The organism is Vreelandella sp. 21 (genome assembly GCF_050995515.1).
Lineage (GTDB): Bacteria > Pseudomonadota > Gammaproteobacteria > Pseudomonadales > Halomonadaceae > Vreelandella > Vreelandella alkaliphila.
This window is the reverse complement of sequence record NZ_CP194673.1, coordinates 63,565-86,910: the sequence shown is the minus strand read 5'-3', so window position 1 is coordinate 86,910 and position 23,346 is coordinate 63,565. Positions and strand designations below refer to the sequence as shown.

Below are 23,346 nucleotides of genomic sequence, written 5' to 3'. Positions count from 1 at the left end.
ACAAGAAGCTTCAATGTGAACATTGATATTCACAATTGGAGCCGAAAGAATGCTTTCCCACCTTCCAGAAAACTTTACCGCTGTTGTCATCGGTGCCAATGGCGGCATAGGTAACGCTATTATTAAGAGGCTGCTTGCCGATACCCATGTGGGTAATGTCGTTGCCGTAAGCCGTTCACCTCTTGCTTCTCAAGACCCATCTTTTCAGGACGCATCCGTTGAGGTGGCGAACGTCGATATCACCACACAATCAGGGCGTGAAGCTCTCTGCCAGCAGTTAAACGGACGTCCTGTACACCTGCTATTTAATGCTATTGGCACGCTGCACGATGTCGCGCGTAATATTCAGCCTGAGAAACGCTTAGAGCAGTTAGATGAAGCATCATTCGCCCATGTTATGCATGTTAATGCCGCCACGCCCGCCCTACTGATTGCCGCACTTAAATCATCTCTGCAAGGCAAACATCCGGCTATTATCGCCAGCTTGTCGGCGCGCGTTGGATCCATTGGCGATAACGGTCACGGCGGCTGGTACAGCTATCGGGCCAGCAAAGCAGCGCACAACATGCTGATGAAAACACTTTCCATCGAACTAACGCGACTTAACAAACAGTCTATTGTGCTGTGCCTGCACCCAGGCACCACTGATACAGCGCTTTCAAAACCCTTCCAAGCTAGCGTACCCAGCGAAAAGCTATTTACGCCTGACTTCGTCGCTGAACAGCTATTGGAAGTAATGTCTAAACGCACCCCCGAAGATACTGGCAGCTTCTGGGATTGGGCTGGCAAGCCTATCGAATGGTAAATGTTAGGCAAAAAATCCCCCAAGGCATCAGCCCTGGGGATTTTTTTGAATAAGTGCCTGACGATGACGCCCCCCCCCCCAGCCCTCCGCGCCACCCTCGTCATTCCCGCAGGTTCTTAGCGGGAGTCCATGTTGAACTGGGGGTTCGGGCTGCTGCAGGTTAAGGTCAAAGTGGATTCCCGACAACCCCACTTGGGAATGACGTGCGGTGCACGCTTCGGGAGGTAGCCGCTTTGTGATAGGGGCTAGGGAGTGCTTTTTTCTTCCGCGCAAACAAAAAACCCAGCCGATGGGCTGGGTTTCTTGTTAAATAAGTACCTGACGATGATCCGGGCGGCGTTCCGCTACTCTCCAGGGGAGCCCCCTAAAAAGCAAAACCCCGACCAAATGGCCGGGGTTTCTCAATAAGTGCCTGACGATGACCTACTCTCGCATGGGGAGACCCCACACTACCATCGGCGCTAAGCGGTTTCACTTCTGAGTTCGGCATGGGATCAGGTGGTTCACGCGTGCTATGGTCGTCAGGCGTAACTTTTAATGCATATCATGCTGAACATGTCACTGATGTTTTGTGGCGTCTCTCGTTTCCTGTCGCTGACAGGAAGCGCGTATCCGGTTTTCGTTATCACTGCGACCAGACCCCTTGGGTGTTATAGGGTCAAGCCTCACGGGCCATTAGTACACGTTAGCTCAACGCCTTGCAGCGCTTCCACACCGTGCCTATCAACCAGCTGGTCTCGCTGGGCCCTTCAGGAGGCTCTAGGCCTCAGGGATGTCTCATCTTGAAGGGGGCTTCCCGCTTAGATGCTTTCAGCGGTTATCCCGTCCGCACATAGCTACCCGGCAATGCCACTGGCGTGACAACCGGAACACCAGAGGTGCGTCCACTCCGGTCCTCTCGTACTAGGAGCAGCCCTTCTCAAACATCCAACGCCCACGGCAGATAGGGACCGAACTGTCTCACGACGTTCTAAACCCAGCTCGCGTACCACTTTAAATGGCGAACAGCCATACCCTTGGGACCGACTTCAGCCCCAGGATGTGATGAGCCGACATCGAGGTGCCAAACACCGCCGTCGATGTGAACTCTTGGGCGGTATCAGCCTGTTATCCCCGGAGTACCTTTTATCCGTTGAGCGATGGCCCTTCCATACAGAACCACCGGATCACTAGAACCTGCTTTCGCACCTGCTCGACGTGTCTGTCTCGCAGTCAAGCACCCTTATGCTCTTGCACTCACTGCACGATGTCCGACCGTGCTGAGGGTACCTTCGTGCTCCTCCGTTACTCTTTGGGAGGAGACCGCCCCAGTCAAACTACCCACCACACACTGTCCTCGATCCGGATAACGGACCTGAGTGAGAACGCCAATGATGCCAGGCTGGTATTTCAAGGTTGGCTCCCCTCGAACTGGCGTCCGAGATTCAAAGCCTCCCAGCTATCCTACACAGGCAACATCAGCGTCCAGTGTGAAGCTATAGTAAAGGTTCACGGGGTCTTTCCGTCTAGCCGCGGGTACACCGCATCTTCACGGCGATTTCAATTTCACTGAGTCTCGGGTGGAGACAGCGTGGCCATCATTACGCCATTCGTGCAGGTCGGAACTTACCCGACAAGGAATTTCGCTACCTTAGGACCGTTATAGTTACGGCCGCCGTTTACCGGGGCTTCAATCAAGAGCTTCGGACGAATCCTAACACCATCATTTAACCTTCCGGCACCGGGCAGGCGTCACACCCTATACGTCCGCTTGCGCGTTAGCAGAGTGCTGTGTTTTTACTAAACAGTTGCAGCCACCTGGTATCTTCGACCGGTTCGGGCTTAGAGAGCAAGTCTCGTCACCCTACGCCGGCGTGCCTTCTCCCGAAGTTACGGCACCATTTTGCCTAGTTCCTTCACCCGAGTTCTCTCAAGCGCCTTGGGATTCTCACCCTGACCACCTGTGTCGGTTTGGGGTACGGTCGCACATGATCTGAAGCTTAGAGGCTTTTCCTGGAAGCGTGGCATCAATGACTTCCTGACCGTAGTCAGTTCGTTTCGTGTCTCGGCCTTAAGGCATCCCGGATTTACCTAAGATACCAGCCTACTCACTTTCACCAGGACAACCAACGCCTGGCTCACCTAGCCTTCTCCGTCCCCCCATCGCAATCATGTCCGGTACAGGAATATTGACCTGTTTCCCATCGACTACGCCTTTCGGCCTCGCCTTAGGGGCCGACTCACTCTGCTCCGATTAGCGTCGAACAGAAACCCTTGGTCTTCCGGCGAGGGAGTTTTTCACTCCCTTTATCGTTACTCATGTCAGCATTCGCACTCGTGATACCTCCAGCGAACTTCTCAATTCACCTTCATCGGCTTACACGACGCTCCTCTACCGCTCATCCTAAAGGATGAACCCGTAGCTTCGGTACCTGGTTTAGCCCCGTTACATCTTCCGCGCAGGCCGACTCGACTAGTGAGCTATTACGCTTTCTTTAAAGGATGGCTGCTTCTAAGCCAACCTCCTAGCTGTCTGAGCCTTCCCACATCGTTTCCCACTTAACCAGGATTTCGGGACCTTAGCTGACGGTCTGGGTTGTTTCCCTTTTCACGACGGACGTTAGCACCCGCCGTGTGTCTCCCACGCTTGCACTCACCGGTATTCGGAGTTTGCCTCGGGTTGGTAAGTCGGGATGACCCCCTAGCCGAAACAGTGCTCTACCCCCGGCGGTGATACGTGAGGCGCTACCTAAATAGCTTTCGAGGAGAACCAGCTATCTCCGAGCTTGATTAGCCTTTCACTCCGATCCACAAGTCATCCAAATCTTTTTCAACAGATCCTGGTTCGGGCCTCCAGTTGATGTTACTCAACCTTCACCCTGCTCATGGATAGATCGCTCGGTTTCGGGTCTATATCCAGCGACTGTGTCGCCCAGTTAAGACTCGGTTTCCCTACGGCTCCCCTAAACGGTTAACCTCGCCACTGAATATAAGTCGCTGACCCATTATACAAAAGGTACGCAGTCACAGAACAAGTCTGCTCCTACTGCTTGTACGCACACGGTTTCAGGATCTATTTCACTCCCCTCTCCGGGGTTCTTTTCGCCTTTCCCTCACGGTACTGGTTCACTATCGGTCAGCCAGGAGTATTTAGCCTTGGAGGATGGTCCCCCCGTCTTCAGTCAAGGTTTCTCGTGCCCCGACCTACTCGATTTCACATGATCAGATTTTCGACTACGGGGCTATCACCCACTATGGCCGCGCTTCCCAGCGCATTCGCCTAATCAGTCACATGCTTAAGGGCTGGTCCCCGTTCGCTCGCCGCTACTAGGGGAATCTCGGTTGATTTCTTTTCCTCAGGGTACTTAGATGTTTCAGTTCCCCTGGTTCGCCTCTTACGCCTATATATTCAGCGCAAGATACTCATCTTATGATGAGTGGGTTTCCCCATTCAGAGATGCCCGGGTCACAGGTTGTTTGCCACCTCGCCGAGCCTTATCGCAGGCTTCCACGTCTTTCATCGCCTCTGGCTGCCTAGGCATCCACCGTGTGCGCTTCATTGCTTGACCCTATAACCCGAAGGAGTCTGGTGTCTCGCAATGATAACGATTGCCGGATACGCTTGAGACGTATCACAAAACAATTACGTATAAACGTTTTAAAAACGTTTATGTCAGCATGATATACATTGTTAAAGAGCGACTGCTATGCGCAGTGATAAGCGAGTGCTTTTTTCACGTTAAAAGAAAAAGAAAGGTCTTTAAAGAAGAGCTTAAAAAAGCTCTTTTCTCTTCTTTCAATATGAAGAAAACGCTTATCACTGCGTATCAACAGCATTCTGATCAGGTAATTCATTGTGAGCGCTTACCGCGAGGATGATGCATCGTTTAAGGAGGTGATCCAGCCGCAGGTTCCCCTACGGCTACCTTGTTACGACTTCACCCCAGTCATGAACCACACCGTGGTGATCGCTTTCCCGAAGGTTAAGCTAACCACTTCTGGTGCAGTCCACTCCCATGGTGTGACGGGCGGTGTGTACAAGGCCCGGGAACGTATTCACCGTGACATTCTGATTCACGATTACTAGCGATTCCGACTTCACGGAGTCGAGTTGCAGACTCCGATCCGGACTGAGACCGGCTTTTCGGGATTAGCTGACTCTCGCGAGCTCGCAACCCTTTGTACCGGCCATTGTAGCACGTGTGTAGCCCTACTCGTAAGGGCCATGATGACTTGACGTCGTCCCCACCTTCCTCCGGTTTGTCACCGGCAGTCTCCTTAGAGTTCCCGGCATTACCCGCTGGCAAATAAGGACAAGGGTTGCGCTCGTTACGGGACTTAACCCAACATTTCACAACACGAGCTGACGACAGCCATGCAGCACCTGTCTCTGCGTTCCCGAAGGCACCAAGTGATCTCTCACAAGTTCGCAGGATGTCAAGAGTAGGTAAGGTTCTTCGCGTTGCATCGAATTAAACCACATGCTCCACCGCTTGTGCGGGCCCCCGTCAATTCATTTGAGTTTTAACCTTGCGGCCGTACTCCCCAGGCGGTCGACTTATCGCGTTAACTTCGCCACAAAGTGCGCTAGGCACCCAACGGCTGGTCGACATCGTTTACGGCGTGGACTACCAGGGTATCTAATCCTGTTTGCTACCCACGCTTTCGCACCTCAGTGTCAGTGTCAGTCCAGAAGGCCGCCTTCGCCACTGGTATTCCTCCCGATCTCTACGCATTTCACCGCTACACCGGGAATTCTACCTTCCTCTCCTGCACTCTAGCTTGACAGTTCCGGATGCCGTTCCCAGGTTGAGCCCGGGGCTTTCACAACCGGCTTATCAAGCCACCTACGCGCGCTTTACGCCCAGTAATTCCGATTAACGCTTGCACCCTCCGTATTACCGCGGCTGCTGGCACGGAGTTAGCCGGTGCTTCTTCTGCGAGTGATGTCTTTCCTAATGGGTATTAACCACTAGGCGTTCTTCCTCGCTGAAAGTGCTTTACAACCCGAAGGCCTTCTTCACACACGCGGCATGGCTGGATCAGGCTTTCGCCCATTGTCCAATATTCCCCACTGCTGCCTCCCGTAGGAGTTCGGGCCGTGTCTCAGTCCCGATGTGGCTGATCATCCTCTCAGACCAGCTACGGATCGTTGCCTTGGTGAGCCATTACCTCACCAACTAGCTAATCCGACATAGGCTCATCCAATAGCGGGAGCCGGAGCCCCCTTTCTCCCGTAGGACGTATGCGGTATTAGCCTGGGTTTCCCCAGGTTATCCCCCACTATCGGGCAGATTCCTATGCATTACTCACCCGTCCGCCGCTCGTCAGCGGGTAGCAAGCTACCCCTGTTACCGCTCGACTTGCATGTGTTAGGCCTGCCGCCAGCGTTCAATCTGAGCCATGATCAAACTCTTCAGTTTAAAATCATTGTGATGCTTACTCGTCACTCGAAAACGTAATGTTTACGAACAACAAAAGCGCATCAAACTTGGCTCAAGGTTCAAACGAATTCATTCCAACTATTGTTTAAAAACTTACGTTTAAAAACTATCGTTCTCATGACCGCTTGCCTTGATATTTGGTGATTTATCACCCTCATCGGCAAGCGCCCACATGAATTACCTGATCAAATTGTTAAAGAGCTGTTTTCGCTGCTGAACTTCCTAAGAAGTAACTGACTAACCGATGAACTGGCTTGCCTCAGCGAGGAAGGCGTATTCTACGCATTTCCTGGTGTTTGTCAATCACTGTTTTGAGTGAGTGAAGCGAGTGAGCGAAGAAAGCGAAATAACGATGCTTTCTGGCGTGGCTCGTTTCAAAAAGCGTTGGAAGACATCGCAGCGTATTACTGCTGAGTTCTTCTAACTCTCTGACAAACCGAAGGTTTTCACCTTCATTCACCGCTGGTAACGCTGTGCGTCCCCGGCAGCGGATGCGTACTTTACGGATTCGCTGCCGTCTTGGCAAGGGCTTTTGTAAAAAAACTTCAACATTCGTCTATTACCCCAATGCCAGCAGCAGCGTCCTCTCTATTTAAGCGCAGGAATCGCGTCAGGCACTAATGACTCGGTGCTGAGATCAGCAATCGTTCGCGCACCGGTGAGCGTCATCGCCACCTTCATCTCTTTTTCGAAAAGCTCAAGCAGGTTAGCAACTCCCGCCTCACCTGCTGCTGCAAGCGCATAGATAAAGGCGCGACCAATCAATGCTGTATCTGCGCCCATGGCAATCATCCTTACTACATCCAACCCATTACGCACACCAGAATCAGCCAGGATGGCTAAATCACCCTTAACTGCATCTGCAATAGCAGGCAGGGCACGCGCGGTAGAAGGCACGCCATCCAACTGACGGCCACCGTGGTTTGAAACCACAATGCCATCAGCCCCAAAGCGGACTGCATCACGGGCATCATCAGCATCCAGTATGCCCTTAATAACCATTGGGCCATCCCACTGCTCACGAATCCAATCCAGATCTTTCCAGGAAATAGAGGGATCAAAGTTATCGCCAAGCCAGGCAATATAATCTTCAAGCTCCGTCGGCTGACCACGATAATCAGACACATTGCCTAGATCATGCGGGCGACCATGCACACCGACATCCCAAGCCCAAAGAGGATGCAACGCAGCCTGAAGCATACGTTTCATAGGCCCGCTTTTGCCGCTCATGCCTGAATGAGCATCGCGATAACGCGCTCCAGGCACAGGCATATCAACGGTGAAGACTAATGTTTTAACCCCTGCCGCCTTAGCACGCTCAAGCACGTGCTTCATAAAGCCCCGATCCTTCAATACATAAAGCTGAAACCAGATGGGCCGCTCCACTGCCGCTGCCACTTCTGCAATTGGGCATACGGAGACCGTCGATAACGTAAACGGTATGCCTTTCTTGGTCGCTGCCCGTGCTGCCTGGACTTCACCACGCCTAGCGTACATGCCTGTTAGCCCCACCGGCGCCAAGGCAAGAGGCATTGCCATCTTTTCACCAAACAGTTCGGTTTCCAGCGATAGCGACGACATATCCTTCAACACTCGTTGCCGCAGCGCGATACCCGCTAGGTCTTCAACATTGTGCCGCAACGTATGCTCTGCGTATGACCCACCATCAGCATAGTGAAACAGAAACGGGGGGATACGACGCTTGGCAGCTAGGCGGTAGTCCGTCGGTGATGAAATGATCATGGCAGGCCCTATGCAATAAACAGATGCACTATCGATAAGTACTATCTATAAACGGTCATCGAAGCGTCAGTGTTAAACGCCCTAGATAAAATTGGTTTTACCAATTTACAAAAAATTTGCATCAACAGTAATGAGGCGCCGCAGTCGTGTCAAACGCGCATCACGCACCACGGCGTATTTTGGCCATATACTTTAGTTATAAAACAAACAAGCGGTGCCAATAGTCACCAATTTGCTAGCCTTTTACTGTTGAGACAAACCATTAAAGCCCCTACTATTGGTCTTACCAATTATGAGGATCTGTACTAATGACTTATCCACCGCTCCGCCAGCAGCGCCTGGCTGATGTGATTACCGAGCGCCTTGAGGCAATGATTCTTGAAGGTAGCCTCAAGCCTGGCCAGCGCCTGCCCCCAGAAAGAGAACTTGCTGAACGTTTTGGCGTGTCGCGCCCCTCTTTACGTGAAGCCATCCAAAAGCTTGCCGCACGAGGCCTGCTTACCAGCCGCCAAGGGGGTGGTACCTTCGTGAATGAAACGCTAAACAGCGGCTATACCGACCCTTTGCTGGAGATGCTTTCCCGACACAACGAATTTCATTTGGATTTGCTTGAATTTCGCGATGCGATGGAAGGCATTTCGGCTTATTACGCCGCGTTACGCTCAACACCAGCGGACAAAGCGGTATTAATCCAGCGCTTTGAAGAACTTGACGGTGGATTTGTGGGTGCCAACCCCGCCCAGGAAGCAAAGCTGGATGCCGCCTTCCACCTCGCTATTGCAGAAGCCGCTCATAACGTACTGTTACTTCACACTATTCGAGGAATTTTTCATTTATTAGAGCAGAGCATCGTTGATAACCTCGCCCATCTTTTTGCAAAGCCCGACTCGCGCTCGCAGTTAATGAAGCAGCACCGCGCCCTGCTAGATGCGATTTTAGAAGGCCGTGCTGAAGATGCCCGCAGCCGGGCGCACGAGCACCTAGTATACGTTGAGGAAGGTCTTCTCGAGATGGCCAGAGCGGAAACACGCGCCCAGCGAGCCCTGCGTCGTGCCCAAGGTACTAGTAGCACACCCGCATGAGTCGCTTACCCCGCCTTTCAGACTATCGCTGGCGGCTACTCTGGCTGATCGCGATTCCGCTAGGGCTGTTGCTATGCATGTGGCAAGCCGCTCAACTGGCCCGTGAGCAGGCGCTATCAAACTTACAAGACGATGCCGAAAACGAGCTGCGGCTTTCTGCCGCCAACTTAAACGGTTACCTGCTGCGCTATGATTATTTGCCACAAATGCTGGCGACCAGGGAGGGCGTACAACGTTTTTTAGACTCCCCAGACAGCCAAGACCCCATGCCGCTCAACTTACTGCTTGACCGTTTTCGCTTTACCTCTGGGGTCTCTGATGTCTATTTGCTTAACCGCAACGCCGATACCATCGCCGCCAGCAACTGGCACCGCCCCAATACATTCATTGGTCAAAACTACGCGTTTCGCAGCTATTACACCGACGCCATTACCGGAGGGCAGGGGCGTTTCTTTGGTTTAGGCGTACAGTCGCTTGAGCGTGGTTACTACTTTTCTGCGCCGGTGTGGCTTGATGACACCTCCCCCGATGCAAAACCCAACGGCGTTATCGTCGTCAAAGTGCTGCTCGACGATGTTGAAGAGGGCTGGGCGGAACAGGACGCAGAGCTGTTTGTCACCGACAGCGACAATATTATTTTCATGGCCAGCCACCCTGAGCTGCGCATGAATGCCCTCCATCCTCTTACCGACGACCAACGTGACACCCTACGGGCAACCCGACGCTATGCAATGGAGCCTTTAACGCCTTCCGGCATTGAGCTTGAAGCCCCTTACGGGTCCGATAGCTATCTCGTTAGCTTTGCTAGCGGCCCACTAAGCGGTGGGCACTATTTAAGCCTTACGCGCCCCATTCCGGAGTTTGGCTGGCAAATGCATATTTTAAAACCGCTCACCCCCGTGGTGAACGCCCAGTGGATTGCGGCGCTGATGGCGGGAGGCTTATATGGCGTGGTGGCCCTGGGCGGTGGCATTGGTTGGCAACGCTTGCGTTTACGCCGAGAGCGCGAAGCATTTGCAGAGCGCGAACGACAAACCTTAGCCAGGGTACGCGATGAGCTAGAGGTTAGCGTAGAACGAAGAACACGTGATTTAGTCGCCAGTAATCAGCGGCTTTCTGGTGAAATAGAAGAGCGGCGGCGAGCAGAAGCTAATCTACGCCAAACCCAAGATGAGCTGATCCAGGCAGCAAAGCTTGCGGTATTGGGTCAATTGGCTGCCGGTATTAATCACGAGTTAAATCAGCCATTAGCAGCTATTCGTGCCTACGCTGAAAATGGCCGGCGGTTTATTGAACTGGCGCGGGTAGATAAAGCGGATGCCAACCTAGCGCAAATTGTCGAGCTTACCCAGCGCATGGCCGATATTAGTGCTCAGTTGCGCCAGTTCTCTCGTAAGAGTAGCGAGCGCCAGGAAACAATCTCTGTGCAAGCCTGTATTGAGTACGCCCTGCGTTTATTTCACAGCCGCTTACGAGATGATGGCATCGAGGTAGTCCAACAATGGCCCGAGGAAACGCTTTGGGTTGAGGGTGATTTAGTCCGCCTGGAGCAAGTACTGGTGAATCTGATCAGTAACGCATTACAGGCCATGAAAGAGGTAGCATCACCCATGCTGACGCTAAGTGTCGAAATCGCACAACAGCAAGTGATGATCAGCGTTGCCGATAATGGCCCAGGTGTTGCGGAAAACCACTTGGGCCAAATTTTCGAACCCTTCTTCACCACCAAAGCACCCGGTAGCGGATTAGGGCTAGGACTTTCGATTTCCTCACGTATTATGGAGGATCTGGGCGGCAAGCTGCAGGTAGCAAATCAGCCCACAGGCGGGGCGCGCTTCATCATTACGCTACCCTGTTCAGCAACACCTAACGTACTGCCGCCATACTCAGTCAAGGAGAGTAACAACCATGCATGAGCCGTCGACGCTGCCGGTCATGGTGATCGACGACGAACCACACCTGCGTATCACCGCCAGCCAAACACTCGAACTCGCTGGCTACACGCCTCACTGTTTTGAGTCTGCAGAACAAGCGCTTGAGGCACTACCAGCAAACTTTCCCGGCGTAATCGTGAGCGATATTCGCATGCCTGGAATGGACGGTATGGCGCTATTACATGAATTACACAGCCGCGATGCCACACTGCCGATTATCTTAATCACTGGCCACGGTGACATCTCAACCGCGGTGGAGGCGATGCGTGCAGGTGCCTGGGACTTTCTGGAAAAGCCTTTTGCTGGGGATCAGCTACTTGATGTCGTGAGGCGAGGAATCGAAAAGCGCCAGCTGAGCCTGGAAAATTTACGCTTAAAAGCCGAGCTTGAGGTTCAGCAGGCAGCTCTTGGGCCACGCCTTGTGGGCCGCACACCCGTGATTTCTCGTCTGGCGGCAATGATTCAGCGCATCAGCCAAGTAGAGGCTGATGTGCTGCTATTTGGCGAAACCGGCACCGGAAAAGACCTTGTCGCCCGCGCCATTCATGAACGTAGCGCCCGGCGCAATAGCCCGTTTATGGCGATCAACTGCGGCGCAGTACCAGAAAACACCATAGAGTCAGAACTGTTTGGCCATGAGAAAGGCGCCTTTACCGGCGCTGTAGAACGGCGAATTGGTAAGTTTGAGCATGCCAATGGTGGCACCGTGTTCCTGGATGAGATCGAATCAATGCCATTGGCACTTCAGGTGAAGCTGTTGCGCGTATTGCAAGAGCGTAGCGTCGAGCGCCTAGGGGCCAACGAGACGGTGCCACTCAATATACGAGTGATTGCGGCCACCAAAGTGGATCTCAAAGTCGCTGCCGAAGAGGGGAGCTTTCGCGAAGATCTCTACTATCGACTCAACGTGGTTACCCTGCCACTGCCCGCGCTACGCGAACGGCGTGAGGACATTCCGTTGCTGTTCCAGCATTTCGCCGTGGTCGCTGCCAACCGCAGCGGCTTAGAAGCGCCCACCTTGGACAGCCATTCGATAGCCGCGCTACTGGCTCACGACTGGCCCGGTAATGTTCGCGAACTACGCAACCTTGCAGAGCGTTATGTGTTACTGGGAGCAGCCTTTGACTACCGCCTGGATGCGCTACTGGAAGGGGCCAACGCCGACACCGAAGAGCCAACGTTGCCGCGCCAAGTAGAGCTATTTGAAAAGAGCCTGATTAGCCAATCCCTGTCCCGCCATCATGGGCGCGTAACCGACGTATGCCGTCATCTGGGAATACCCCGCAAAACCTTCTACGACAAACTCAAAAAACACAGTTTAAGCGCTGACGATTATCGCCATAGCAGCGACCCTTGACGAAACAACTCAATCAACACGTCCCACGGCGGCACCCAAGGCACCAAGGTAAATAGCGCAATCAGCATAAAGACGTTCGAGAGTGGGCGACGACCATCGCCCAGCTTTAGCGCGGTTCCAAAAGAGCGTTTTAACCGCGCACCTTCTAGGTCCACGCTGAAAAGCTCGTCCAGGCTCAAGTGAATGATAAATCCTAGCAGTACCGCTGCACTATGGCACCAGGCCAGCCAAGCTGGCTGTGCCAGCAAGTGAAAACTAAACGCGGCAGTCATCAGCGCGCACAGCACAGCCGCCATCAATGAGTGCCAAATACCTCGATGAACCGTTAGCCGTGAGAACACCACCGCCGCAAAATAACGCACGCTAACGTAAATGCCACCACACGCCACTAGCAACAAACCTGGTGTTAACCAGGGCTGCAACAACAACACACCAAGCACCAGCGAAGGAACCGATAAAAGATTAAAAATCAGACGGATAGAGCGGGAACGGTCTGCATCAATGTCAGGCAAAATACCGCCAAAGGCTACCAGGGCAATAATTAATAGCGCCTGAGTCGCTGGCCACCACTCAGCCTGCCAGCCGACATAAGCCATTAGCACGCCGCCTGCTGCTGCTACCGTAATGTGCGTGCGAAAATTCGCCATAGCGCGGCATCCTGGAAAACTGGATAAATTACCAGACTTTTGGCTGCCGCAACATGACTATTTAAGAAAAAAGAGTGTTAGGCCAACTGCTTAGCACCTGTATTAGAAAATTTACTGAGAGAGGAACTGATCTTTTAACTTAACGTAGTTACCTGCCGTGTAAGGAAAGAAAGCGCGCTCTTTATCTTTAAGTGGACGCAATGCTTTCGCCGGGTTTCCAGCGTATACATGGCCACTTTCCAAACGTTTGCCTGGCGTGACTACCGCGCCAGCAGCAATAATTACCTCATCCTCGACAATCGCCCCATCCATCACAATCGCCCCCATACCCACCAAAATGCGACTACCCAGCGTACAGCCATGCAAAATCGCTTTATGGCCAATGGTGACATCATCACCAATCGTCAGTGGAAAGCCGTCAGGATTGAAATCGCTGGCATGGGTAATATGCAGCACGCTGCCATCCTGCACGCTAGTGCGAGCGCCAATGCGAATCCGATGCATATCACCCCGAATCACCGTCATCGGCCACACCGAACAGTCATCGCCCAGCTCCACATCACCAATCACCACGCTAGCAGGGTCGATATAAACCCGCTCGCCAAGGCGAGGCGAAACACCTTGAAAGGGTCGTAGGGCATTGCTCATTGCACACTCCTGCTTAAACGCTATTGGATTCAAATATTCAAGGACTATAGCAACCCGCCTAGCAATACAATAAACGTCAGCGGAATCGACACCCAGCGTACAATATTACGCCAGAGTACATAGCCACTCTCCCCAACACCCAATGCTTGTACAACCTGCATACGGGGCATCACCCAGGCCGCAAAGATAGCAATTAACAGCCCGCCCAAAGGCAGGAAAATATCAGGCGGAATACTACTGACTAGCTCAAACACATTGCGCCCAAACAACGGCCTGAAGTCGGCGAGAGTAGAAAACGAAAACGCCGAAAGCAGCCCCAACAGCCATACACTCAACGCTACGACGGCCGTTGACACACTGCGCCGCCATCCAAGCCCTTGCAACGTCGCCACCATGGGTTCAGCGAGGTTAATCGCTGAGGTCCAGGTAGCCAATAAGAGCAACAGAAAGAACACACTTAACCAAAACGCTCCCCAAGGCAGCTCAGAAAAAGCAATAGGCAGCGTCACAAACATCAACCCTGGGCCGTCAGCGGGGTCCATACCTTGGGCAAATACCACCGAAAAGATCGCAATCCCTGCTAACAAGGCAACGCTGATGTCGAGCATTGCAACTGCAAACGCAGCTTTCGGTAGGCTCTGCTCATCAGGCATATAAGCCCCGTAAGCCATTAGCGCGCAGGCCCCTACTGCCAGGGTAAAAAACGCATGCCCCATGGCGTGCAACACCACTGAGGCCGTTACATCGCCAAACGACGGTAAAAACAGCCATGAAAGGGCTGTACCAAATCCGTCAGTGGTTGTGGCATAACCAGCCAGTAGCAACAATAAACCGTACAGCAGCGGCATTAATAGGTTGTTCAACCTCTCTAGGCCTTTGGCAACGCCCGCTGCCACCACCGTCATGGTCATAAATAGGAACAACGAGTGGTTAAAAATCAACAGGCCTGGGTTTGCCAGAAATGCATCGAAACCCGCACCTATTTCTGCTGCGCTTGCACCATCGAAATTGCCGTTAATTGAAGCGACTAAAAACTCAATCGACCAACCTGACACCACCGAGTAAAACGATAAAATACAGAAGACGGTGAATGCACCAAATAACCCTAACCAGCGCCAGTGTCGAGAAGCACCTGCTTCAACGGCCAGCTTACTTAGCGCTTGCATTGGCCCACGACGCCCTGCCCGACCAATTAAAATCTCGGCCATCATTACGGGGATACCTAACAGCAGTACAAACGCCACATAGATCAATAAAAATGCCGCACCACCGTTCTCGCCTGCAACGTACGGGAAACGCCAAATATTACCCAGCCCAACTGCAGCTCCCGTTACCGCTAAGATAAAGGCCCGCTTTGACCCCCAGCGCTCCAGCGTTTCACTCATCACTTGCTCCTGCCATTGGTGGCACTAGTTGGCAACACTAAAAGGCGGCAAGCCTAGCAGGCGCTTACGCCCAGGCCAAACCCTGGTTCAAGCCACCGTATTCAGTCCAAACATTGAAACACGGCCTCACCGCCCGCACTGTGTCATTATTATTGCGTTTTTATGCGCCCCTAACGTATTAAAAACGTTGCGAGTTAAAAAATTAATGCCTACGAGGTGCCTATGTCCCGCAATCCGTTGCTAGAGCCGCACGAGCTTCCCCCTTTCGCTGACATTCGCGCCGAACACGTCGTGCCTGCGGTAGAAACGCTGCTGAATGAAAGCCGAGAAGTCATCGACCGACTCGCTCAACAGGCCGCTACAGCGCCACCACGTTGGGATAACTTTGCTGCGCCGCTAGAGGCTGTTAATGACCGGCTTACCCAAGCGTGGTCGCCCATCTCTCATCTCAACGGCACGATGAACACAGCCGAGCTGCGGGAAGCTTATCAAGCATGTTTGGAAAAACTCTCGGCGTTTAGCACCTGGATGGGACAACACGAAGGTCTCTTTAATGGCTGGCAAGCGCTTAAGCAGGGTGATGAATGGGCAACGCTAACGCCTGCTCAGCAGCGCACAGTAGAAAACGCTTTACGTGATTTCCGCTTAGCTGGGGTTGATTTACCTGCTGACAAAAAGGCTCGCTACGGCGAGATTCAAGCGCGTCTCTCCAGCCTATCCAATCAGTTTTCAAACAACGTGCTCGATGCTACCCAAGCTTGGCATAAGGATATTGGTCATCTTGATGAACTCACCGGCGTGCCGGAAAGCGCGCTTGATACGCTAAAAGCAACCGCCCAGGCAAAAGGCGTCGATGGGTACCGCATCACCCTCGATTTCCCGAGCTTTTTCCCCATTATCAGTTATGCCGACAACCGAGAGTTGCGGCGAGAGGTATACACCGCGTTTGTCACGCGTGCTTCCGATCAAGGCCCAGACACAGGTAAGTTCGATAACGCTCCCGTTCTTGAAGAGATTTTGGCGCTCCGCCAAGAGCTCGCCCACCTGCTTGGCTTTAATACCTACGCCGATTACTCGCTCACCACTAAGATGGCCGACTCTCCCGAACAGGTGCTTGAGTTTTTGAATGACCTAGCTCGCCGCGCCGTTCCCCAGGCCAAGGAAGAAGTCGCGGAGCTCAGCGACTATGCCCGTGAGGAACTAGGGCTTGAAACGCTTGAGCCGTGGGATGTGTCCTATGCCAGCGAAAAGCTGCGCGAGGCACGTCACTCCATCTCACAAGAGCAGCTTCGTCCTTACTTCCCTGCGCCACAGGTGGTAGATGGGCTGTTCCAGGTAGTAGAACGTCTTTACGGTGTTCGCGTGGAAGCAGCGCCTGATGCGCCTAGCTATCACAACGATGTTCAATATTTCCGCATTACCGAACAAGGTAAGCCGACCGCCGGTTTCTATTTGGATTTGTACGCTCGCGAAAACAAGCGTGGCGGAGCGTGGATGGCCGATTGCCGAGTACGTCGTCAAACTGAAAATGGCCTACAACTGCCAGTGGCGTTTCTGACCTGCAACTTCACCGCCCCAGTGGGCGATAAACCCGCTCTGCTAACCCATGATGAAGTCACCACGCTATTTCATGAGTTCGGCCACGGCTTGCATCACATGCTGACCAAACAGGACATCGCCGATATCTCTGGCATTAACGGTGTTGCTTGGGATGCGGTTGAACTGCCCAGCCAATTCATGGAGAACTACTGCTGGGAACGCGAAGGGTTAGACTTGATTGCCAAGCACGTCGATACTGGCGAGCCTCTGCCCGCTGACCTGCTAGCGCGTTTACAGGCTGCCAAGAACTTTCAGTCAGCAATGGGGATGGTGCGCCAAATAGAGTTTTCATTATTCGACTTGCGCCTGCACCATGAGTTGGAAGCGCCTAGCGCCAGCGACGTTCAAACGCTATTGAACGACGTACGCAGCCACACATCTGTCGTACCGACGGTTGACTTTAACCGCTTCCAGAATAGCTTTAGCCATATTTTTGCGGGCGGCTATGCGGCGGGCTATTACAGCTACAAATGGGCGGAAGTGCTCTCTGCCGATGCTTGGAGCGCGTTCGAAGAAGCTGGGATTTTTGACCCTAACACTGGCCAACGCTTCCGCCAGGAAATTTTGGAACCAGGCGGTGCGAGGGATGCCGCCGAGCTATTTCGTGCTTTCCGAGGCCGCGAACCAAGCGTAGAGCCATTATTACGCCATAGCGGTATTCGCGCAGCCTGAGGTTTATTTTCACTATCACCGGGTGCGGTACCTGTCTTGTTAGCGCACCCTTGGAGCCTGTTATGTCGAGTGTGAAACGCTTTATTGCTGGGGTAACCTGCCCACGCTGCGCGGCCATGGACCGGATTCGTGCCTGGGAGCAAAACAACATTCGCTACCGGGAATGCGTTAACTGCGATTTTTTCGAGCAGTTGCCGATTGAAGATGAGACAGCACCAGAGCTGACTACCCGCGTTAACCAAGTACGCGAAGAGCAAAAAACGCAGGATGTACAGCCAGTACGCATTCTCGACCCCAGTAAACCTAAACGTTAACCGCCTATTCCCAGCATTTATGCTACCGCTTTCAATTTAAGCCTCCACTACGTTGGGGGCATACCATACCACCAACTCCTCACTCCTCACTCCTCACTCCTCACTCCTCACTCCTCACTCCTCACTCCTCACTCACAAAAGTGTGCGAAAAACCACACACCAACTAACCTATGGTGTGCGAAACCCCAGACACTCAACGCTTTTTTAGTTTCAACCAAAGTTGAATAAGAAAACTTTAAGTAGCTGATTTTAATAATCACCCCGCCTATTGGCATGACTATCGCTGTATACAAATTGCTTAACGTTCAAGCCACTGGCTGTGCCAGCACGCCAGACGATAATCCCAATAACAGCTTAGGAAATCTCGCCATGCGCAATATGATGCCTAAAACCGTCGCCTTTCTTGCCAGTAGTGCCCTTCTAGCAGCAGGCACTGCCCAAGCAGACCGCTCAGAATGGCCCGATAACTTCACTGTCGGTACCGCAAGTCAGGGCGGCACCTACTTCGTTTATGGCTCAGGCTGGGCTAACTTTATTGCTGATGAGCTGGATGTTTCAGGTGGCGGTGAAGTCACCGGCGGCCCGACTCAAAATCTAGCGCTCGTTCATAGCGGCGATATGGCCTTTGGTCTGACGACGATGGGCCCAGCGTCAGACGCTGTTAACGGTGAAAGTCCACTAGCGCCTGGCTTGGCAATGGACAATGTATGCGCGCTGTTCCCGATGTATGAAACACCCTTCTCTATTGCCGCTCTTTCAAGCTCAGGCATTGAATCCATCTCAGACATTCCTGATGGCGCGCGCATTGGCTTCGGCCCAGCAGCTTCTACATCAGACACTTACTTCCCCGCTATCCTCGAAACGCTGGGCGTTGAGTTTGATCGTCGTAATGGCGGCTGGTCTGACTTAGGTGGTCAGCTGCAGGATGGCCTGCTGGATGTGATCGCGTTTGCAGCGGGTATTCCGATTCCGGCCGTTAGCCAACTCGAAGTACAGACCGATGTGAACATCATTGAGTTTACCGAAGAAGAGATGGCCACCGTCCTGGACGCCTTCCCGGTTGCTGAATTCACTATCCCAGCAAGCACTTACACCACACTGGAAGAAGACGCACGCGCTGTGTCTATGTGGAACTTCGCCATTGCGGGCTGTGATCTGCCGGAAGACTTTATCTATGAAGTCACCAAAGCCACGATGGAAAACAATGACCGTATGCGCTCAGTGCACCGCAGCGCTGAAACCACCATTCCAGAAAACATCGTCCACAACAATGTGCTGCCCTTCCATCCGGGCGCCGCACGCTGGTACGAAGAGAATGGCTACGACATCGATGATGACATGATCAACTAAGCCAAGCCCCTCTTCACGCTGCCCTGTTTTCCGCTGGCCGGGCGGGGCAGCGTTCGCTACCGCCTCTTTTTTGCTTTTGCTGTGAGGGTGACCTCTGATGAGTCACAATACCGATCAAGACCCCAACGGCCTCAAGGATGACGCCCAAACTGCTTCATCGATACCCGAGTCAATTGCCGAGGGTGTCGATGAAGAGGTTGTCGAGTCCAACCGCCGTGTGTTTGTTGGCTGGCAGTTCCTTTTGTTTGCCGCACTGGCCATTGGCTATTCAAGCTTCCACCTGTTTTCGCTCAATGTGTATCCGATGGAAACCTGGTCGTTTCGCATTGTGCACATTGCCGGTGCGCTAATTTTAGGGTACGGGCTGTTTGCCGGTGCTCGCTTTGCAGAAGATGATCAGCAAGCCTCCCCTGCATGGCTCAAATGGGCCAGCTATGCGCTCCTAGCGCCTGCGATCTATGCACTTGTACAGGTCGTTCTGATGCAGCAAACACTCAATGGCGGTGCCATGCGCATCGATCCCAGTATTGAGACACTGCATTACGGCTACCCACTGATAGCCACCACAGCTGCAGCTATTGCTCTCTCGTGGTTCTATCGTCAGGCACGCCACCGCTTTAATCCCGCCGATCTCGTTCTGATGGTGTGCGCCATCGCCAGCGCTGCTTACTTGCTAATGGCCTTTAATACCAATATGCGCATGTCGACAGGCACCTCGTTTGCTCCTCCCGGCATTTCTTGGGCGGCCATTGCGGGCTCACTGCTGATTCTTGAGCTTACTCGTCGCGTGGCTGGTTTAGCACTGGTGGTTATTTCAGCGGTTTTCTTGGTCTATGTCTTTGCTGGCCAGCATCTACCAGGCTTCCTAGGCTACCCAGGCTTGTCCGTGCAGCGCTTCTTCAGTCAGGTCTATACCGATGCGGGCATCCTTGGCCCAACGACCGCGGTGTCATCGACTTATATCATTTTGTTTATTATTTTCGCGGCGTTTTTACAGGCCTCCAAAGTAGGCGATTACTTCGTCAACTTTGCGTTCGCAGCCGCTGGCCGTGCCCGTGGCGGCCCGGCGAAAGTATCTATTTTTGCTTCCGGCTTAATGGGCATGATCAACGGCACATCAGCGGGTAATGTGGTATCGACTGGCTCGCTTACCATCCCGCTGATGAAAAAAGTCGGCTATCCGGCGCGCAGTGCTGGTGCCATTGAAGCAGCGGCGTCTACTGGTGGTCAGATCATGCCGCCCATCATGGGGGCAGGCGCCTTTATCATGGCGGAAGTCACCGGCATTCCTTATACAGAAATTGCGATTGCGGCGGTCATTCCAGCCATTCTTTACTTCGCCTCTATCTACTTTATGGTGGATTTTGAAGCGGCGCGTAAGGGCATGCGTGGCATGCGTAAAGATGAAATCCCGCTATTCTCCAAGCTGGTTAAACAAGTCTATCTATTCGCGCCAATCATCATTCTTATTGTCGCTCTCTTTATGGGCTACTCCGTCATTCGTGCCGGTACACTAGCCACCGCATCAGCGGCAGTTGTTAGTTGGATCTCACCCAATAAAATGGGTATTCGGGCTATTTTGAGAGCCCTCCAACTAGCGGGCATAATGTCGATTCAGATCATCGCGGTGTGTGCTTGCGCGGGCCTTATTGTTGGCGTTATATCACTGACGGGCGTCGGCGCGCGCTTCTCTTCACTGCTGTTAGGCCTTGCCGGGGTTAGCCAGCTATTGGCATTAGTTTTTGCCATGCTGATCAGTATCCTGCTCGGCATGGGCATGCCTACCACGGCAGCCTACGCGGTAGCAGCATCGGTGGTGGCACCCGGCTTGATCAATATCGGTATCGAGCCGCTCGTAGCACACTTCTTTGTGTTCTACTTCGCGGTCGTGTCGGCCATTACGCCGCCAGTGGCGTTAGCATCTTACGCCGCCGCCGGTATTTCTGGGGATAACCCCATGGGCACATCGGTCGCTTCGTTTAAAATTGGTCTTGCTGCATTTATCGTGCCGTTTATGTTCTTCTACAGCCCAGCCATGCTAATGGAAGGCTCCGCGATGCAAATACTTCGTGTCGGGGTGACCGCCACACTGGGGATCATCTTGCTTTCAGGCATGGTGCAAGCATGGTTCTTTGGGCCGGTAAACACCTTACAGCGTGTGGTTATGCTGGTCGGTGCGCTGTTTATGATTTACGGCGGCATTTACAGCGATATTGCAGGCCTGGCCATTGGCGCAGCGCTGTTCATTATGCAGCGTAAGCAGCATGGCAATAAGGCCACGCCCAGCACCACTTAACGGCACAATCGGCTATTCACTTAACCACTAGCCATTAACCGCCCAACGAAAACGCCCGCTCGAGAGCTATCGAGCGGGCGTTCTTCTTGATCGCTAGGCTAGATTATTTAAGAGCGCACTAGCCTCTCAGGTTATCAACAATTTTCAGTACGGGTGCTGCCTGATTAAGCGTGTAGAAGTGTAGGCCAGGTGCACCGCCATCGAGTAAGCGCTCACACAAACGGCTAACAACATCGGTGCCAAAAGCGGCAATAGCGTCACTATCATCACCATAAGCTTCCAACTGCTTGCGAATCCAACGGGGAATTTCTGCGCCACAGGCATCTGAAAAACGCGCCAATTTGGTGTAGTTAGTAATCGGCATAATGCCAGGAATAATCGGCTGCTCGACACCTAATGCCCGAGCTTTTTCAACAAAATGGAAGTAGGCATCCGCGGTAAAAAAGTACTGGGTGATGGCCATGTTGGCGCCAGCCTTCATTTTACGGGCAAAGTTTTCCACATCCTTATCGAGATTGGGTGCCTGTGGATGAGATTCAGGATAGGCGGCCACCGCAATATCAAAATGGTCACCGGTTTCCGCTCGGATAAACTCGACCAGTTCATTGGCGTAGCGCAACTCACCAATGCTTCCCATGCCCGATGGCATGTCGCCACGTAGCGCCACTAAGCTGTCGACACCCTCTTCACGATACTGCGCTAGCAGGTCGCGCAATTGCGCTTTTTCACTGCCAATGCAGGAAAGGTGTGGCGCGGTCGTAATGCCGCTCTGGCTAACGGTGCGCACAATATCGCGTGTGCGCGCTTGAGTGGAACCACCGGCACCATAAGTGACCGAGAAAAAGCGCGGATGTCGAGCGGCCAGTTCATCGCGCACGTGCATTAACTTCTCTCTTCCCGCATCGGTATTGGGCGGAAAGAATTCAAAGCTAATACCTAACGGGTGCTCTTGACTACTCATGGGACTTCCTCGCAAAGCGTTAACATCGTGATAATTTAGGTTATTCTCCTCTTTCCGCCGCGCTGGAGCTAATGAAAGATTCCACAGTCGGCCTTTAATTCGGCTCATGTTAGCTATTTACACAACTACTGAGTTACATAGAGCTATTTAACCAACAGCGTCATCATCTAACGACTAGGATGCAGAAATGGATTTAGCGCCAAGTGCCCTAATGGGGCCACTGTTGATGTTATTGGGGTTTGTAGGCTTGGGATGGATTGCCGCACAGCGCTTAAAAATCGACCCGCGCCCCATTGCCACATTACTGGTTTATCTGATCGCACCACTGACCATTTTCCGTGCACTGATGAACGGCGGCCCTACGGCGGAGTATCTGCTATTAACACTGGCGCTATTCATCTTGGTAAGTACCATGGCGCTGGCCGTACGCTGGTTTACCCAGCACCGCTTTGGAGCACAGGAAGGGGCGCTGTTAGCGTTCTCTTCTGGCACTGGCAATACCGGTTACTTTGGCCTGCCCGTGGCGCTAATTTTACTGCCGCCAGAAGGTGTCACGCTTTATCTCTTCTGCATGTTAGGGATTAATCTATACGAGTTTACGGTGGGCTTTTACTTAAGTGCCCGCGGCCACTTTTCCATGCGCCAAAGTCTGATCAAAATTGCTCGACTGCCGCTGGTCTACGCGTTTTTGTCTGCGCTGCTGCTGAATGCACTTAACGTGACACTTCCCAGCGCACTGATGAACTCGCTTGACGTTTTCCCCGCCACCTACACCCTGCTAGGTATGATGATTATTGGCATGACCCTTAGCCAGGTGACGCTTGATGCTTGGGACTCCCGCTTTGTTGCCACCTGCGTGGGCTTACGTTACCTACTTTGGCCGCTGGTGATGCTAGTCGCCGTTTTATTACTTCAAGCCTTGGGCCCGCTTGCACCAGAACTCGGTATGGCGTTGTTACTGTTAGGCGTCGTACCCATGGCCTCTAATGTGGTGGTAGTCGCGATGGAGCTAGGGATTCAACCGCAAAAAGGAGCATTAGCGGTGCTTACCACCACGCTATTAGCGCCATTACTAATTCCTCTCTATCTCCACCTCATGCTGCAACTTACCGGGCTAGGCCTCTGATTGG

14 protein-coding genes and 3 rRNA genes are annotated in these 23,346 nt (G+C 52.9%); 9 read left to right on the top strand and 8 right to left on the bottom strand.

What is annotated here, in order from left to right:
• Positions 1–49: 49 nt before the first annotated feature.
• Positions 50–805, top strand: a complete 756-nt coding sequence (locus ACN06F_RS00365) for an SDR family NAD(P)-dependent oxidoreductase (RefSeq protein ID WP_038480112.1) — start codon at positions 50–52, stop codon at positions 803–805.
• Positions 806–1,215: 410 nt separating this feature from the next.
• On the opposite strand, the gene rrf is transcribed toward ACN06F_RS00365, so the two are convergent.
• From rrf to lldD, 4 genes are all read right to left on the bottom strand, one after another.
• Positions 1,216–1,331 (bottom strand): 5S ribosomal RNA (gene rrf / locus ACN06F_RS00360).
• 128 nt (positions 1,332–1,459) lie between these two features.
• Positions 1,460–4,353 (bottom strand): 23S ribosomal RNA (locus ACN06F_RS00355).
• A 319-nt stretch (positions 4,354–4,672) separates the two neighbouring features.
• Positions 4,673–6,207, bottom strand: a 16S ribosomal RNA gene (locus ACN06F_RS00350).
• Together the 16S, 23S and 5S rRNA genes form the textbook arrangement of a ribosomal RNA operon.
• Before the next feature lie 609 nt (positions 6,208–6,816).
• Positions 6,817–7,971, bottom strand: coding sequence for an FMN-dependent L-lactate dehydrogenase LldD (gene lldD, locus ACN06F_RS00345; RefSeq protein WP_433924491.1), 1,155 nt, complete (start codon positions 7,969–7,971; stop codon positions 6,817–6,819).
• Between the two features lie 308 nt (positions 7,972–8,279).
• On the opposite strand from lldD, the gene ACN06F_RS00340 reads away from it, so the two are divergent.
• Genes ACN06F_RS00340 through ACN06F_RS00330 form a run of 3 tightly spaced genes read left to right on the top strand, consistent with a single transcriptional unit; the run spans position 8,280 to position 12,344 of the window.
• Positions 8,280–9,053 carry a GntR family transcriptional regulator gene (locus ACN06F_RS00340; protein WP_009724995.1) on the top strand — a complete coding sequence of 258 codons (774 nt, stop codon included), beginning with the start codon at positions 8,280–8,282 and terminating at the stop codon, positions 9,051–9,053.
• Positions 9,050–10,969: a sensor histidine kinase gene (locus ACN06F_RS00335; RefSeq protein WP_433924490.1), complete on the top strand. Its 1,920-nt coding sequence runs from the start codon at positions 9,050–9,052 to the stop codon at positions 10,967–10,969. The genes ACN06F_RS00340 and ACN06F_RS00335 overlap by 4 nt, the downstream gene beginning before the upstream one ends.
• Positions 10,962–12,344, top strand: a complete 1,383-nt coding sequence (locus tag ACN06F_RS00330) for a sigma-54-dependent transcriptional regulator (RefSeq protein WP_038480102.1) — start codon at positions 10,962–10,964, stop codon at positions 12,342–12,344. The genes ACN06F_RS00335 and ACN06F_RS00330 overlap by 8 nt, the downstream gene beginning before the upstream one ends.
• On the opposite strand, the gene ACN06F_RS00325 is transcribed toward ACN06F_RS00330, so the two are convergent.
• From ACN06F_RS00325 to ACN06F_RS00315, 3 genes are all read right to left on the bottom strand, one after another.
• Positions 12,320–12,991 (bottom strand): metal-dependent hydrolase, encoded by a 672-nt coding sequence (locus tag ACN06F_RS00325; RefSeq protein WP_433924489.1) that lies wholly within the window; start codon positions 12,989–12,991, stop codon positions 12,320–12,322. The genes ACN06F_RS00330 and ACN06F_RS00325 overlap by 25 nt on opposite strands.
• 111 nt (positions 12,992–13,102) lie before the next feature.
• The gene (locus tag ACN06F_RS00320; protein ID WP_433924488.1) at positions 13,103–13,639 is read right to left on the bottom strand and encodes a gamma carbonic anhydrase family protein; all 537 of its coding nucleotides are present in this window, start codon (positions 13,637–13,639) and stop codon (positions 13,103–13,105) included.
• A 44-nt stretch (positions 13,640–13,683) separates the two neighbouring features.
• Positions 13,684–15,024 (bottom strand): sodium-dependent transporter, encoded by a 1,341-nt coding sequence (locus ACN06F_RS00315; protein WP_038480092.1) that lies wholly within the window; start codon positions 15,022–15,024, stop codon positions 13,684–13,686.
• 222 nt (positions 15,025–15,246) lie between these two features.
• Here ACN06F_RS00315 and prlC point away from each other — a divergent pair, with 222 nt between their 5' ends.
• The 4 genes from prlC (at position 15,247) to ACN06F_RS00295 (ending at position 21,255) form a co-directional block, all read left to right on the top strand.
• Positions 15,247–17,295 (top strand): oligopeptidase A, encoded by a 2,049-nt coding sequence (gene prlC / locus ACN06F_RS00310; RefSeq protein ID WP_433924487.1) that lies wholly within the window; start codon positions 15,247–15,249, stop codon positions 17,293–17,295.
• A gap of 62 nt (positions 17,296–17,357) precedes the next feature.
• On the top strand, positions 17,358–17,609 hold the full coding sequence (locus ACN06F_RS00305; RefSeq protein WP_038480086.1) for a YheV family putative zinc ribbon protein: 252 nt from the start codon (positions 17,358–17,360) through the stop codon (positions 17,607–17,609).
• 369 nt (positions 17,610–17,978) lie between these two features.
• Positions 17,979–18,959, top strand: coding sequence for a TAXI family TRAP transporter solute-binding subunit (locus ACN06F_RS00300; protein ID WP_038480083.1), 981 nt, complete (start codon positions 17,979–17,981; stop codon positions 18,957–18,959).
• Between the two features lie 97 nt (positions 18,960–19,056).
• Positions 19,057–21,255, top strand: a complete 2,199-nt coding sequence (locus ACN06F_RS00295; RefSeq protein WP_433924486.1) for a TRAP transporter permease — start codon at positions 19,057–19,059, stop codon at positions 21,253–21,255.
• A gap of 118 nt (positions 21,256–21,373) precedes the next feature.
• Here the strand turns inward: ACN06F_RS00295 and metF are convergent, their stop codons facing one another.
• A complete protein-coding gene (gene metF / locus ACN06F_RS00290) occupies positions 21,374–22,216 on the bottom strand; it encodes a methylenetetrahydrofolate reductase [NAD(P)H] (protein WP_038480077.1) in 843 nt (280 codons plus the stop codon).
• A gap of 187 nt (positions 22,217–22,403) precedes the next feature.
• Here metF and ACN06F_RS00285 point away from each other — a divergent pair, with 187 nt between their 5' ends.
• Entirely contained in the window at positions 22,404–23,342 is a 939-nt protein-coding gene (locus ACN06F_RS00285) for an AEC family transporter (protein WP_120385973.1), read from the top strand.
• The last annotated feature ends 4 nt before the right edge of the window (positions 23,343–23,346 follow it).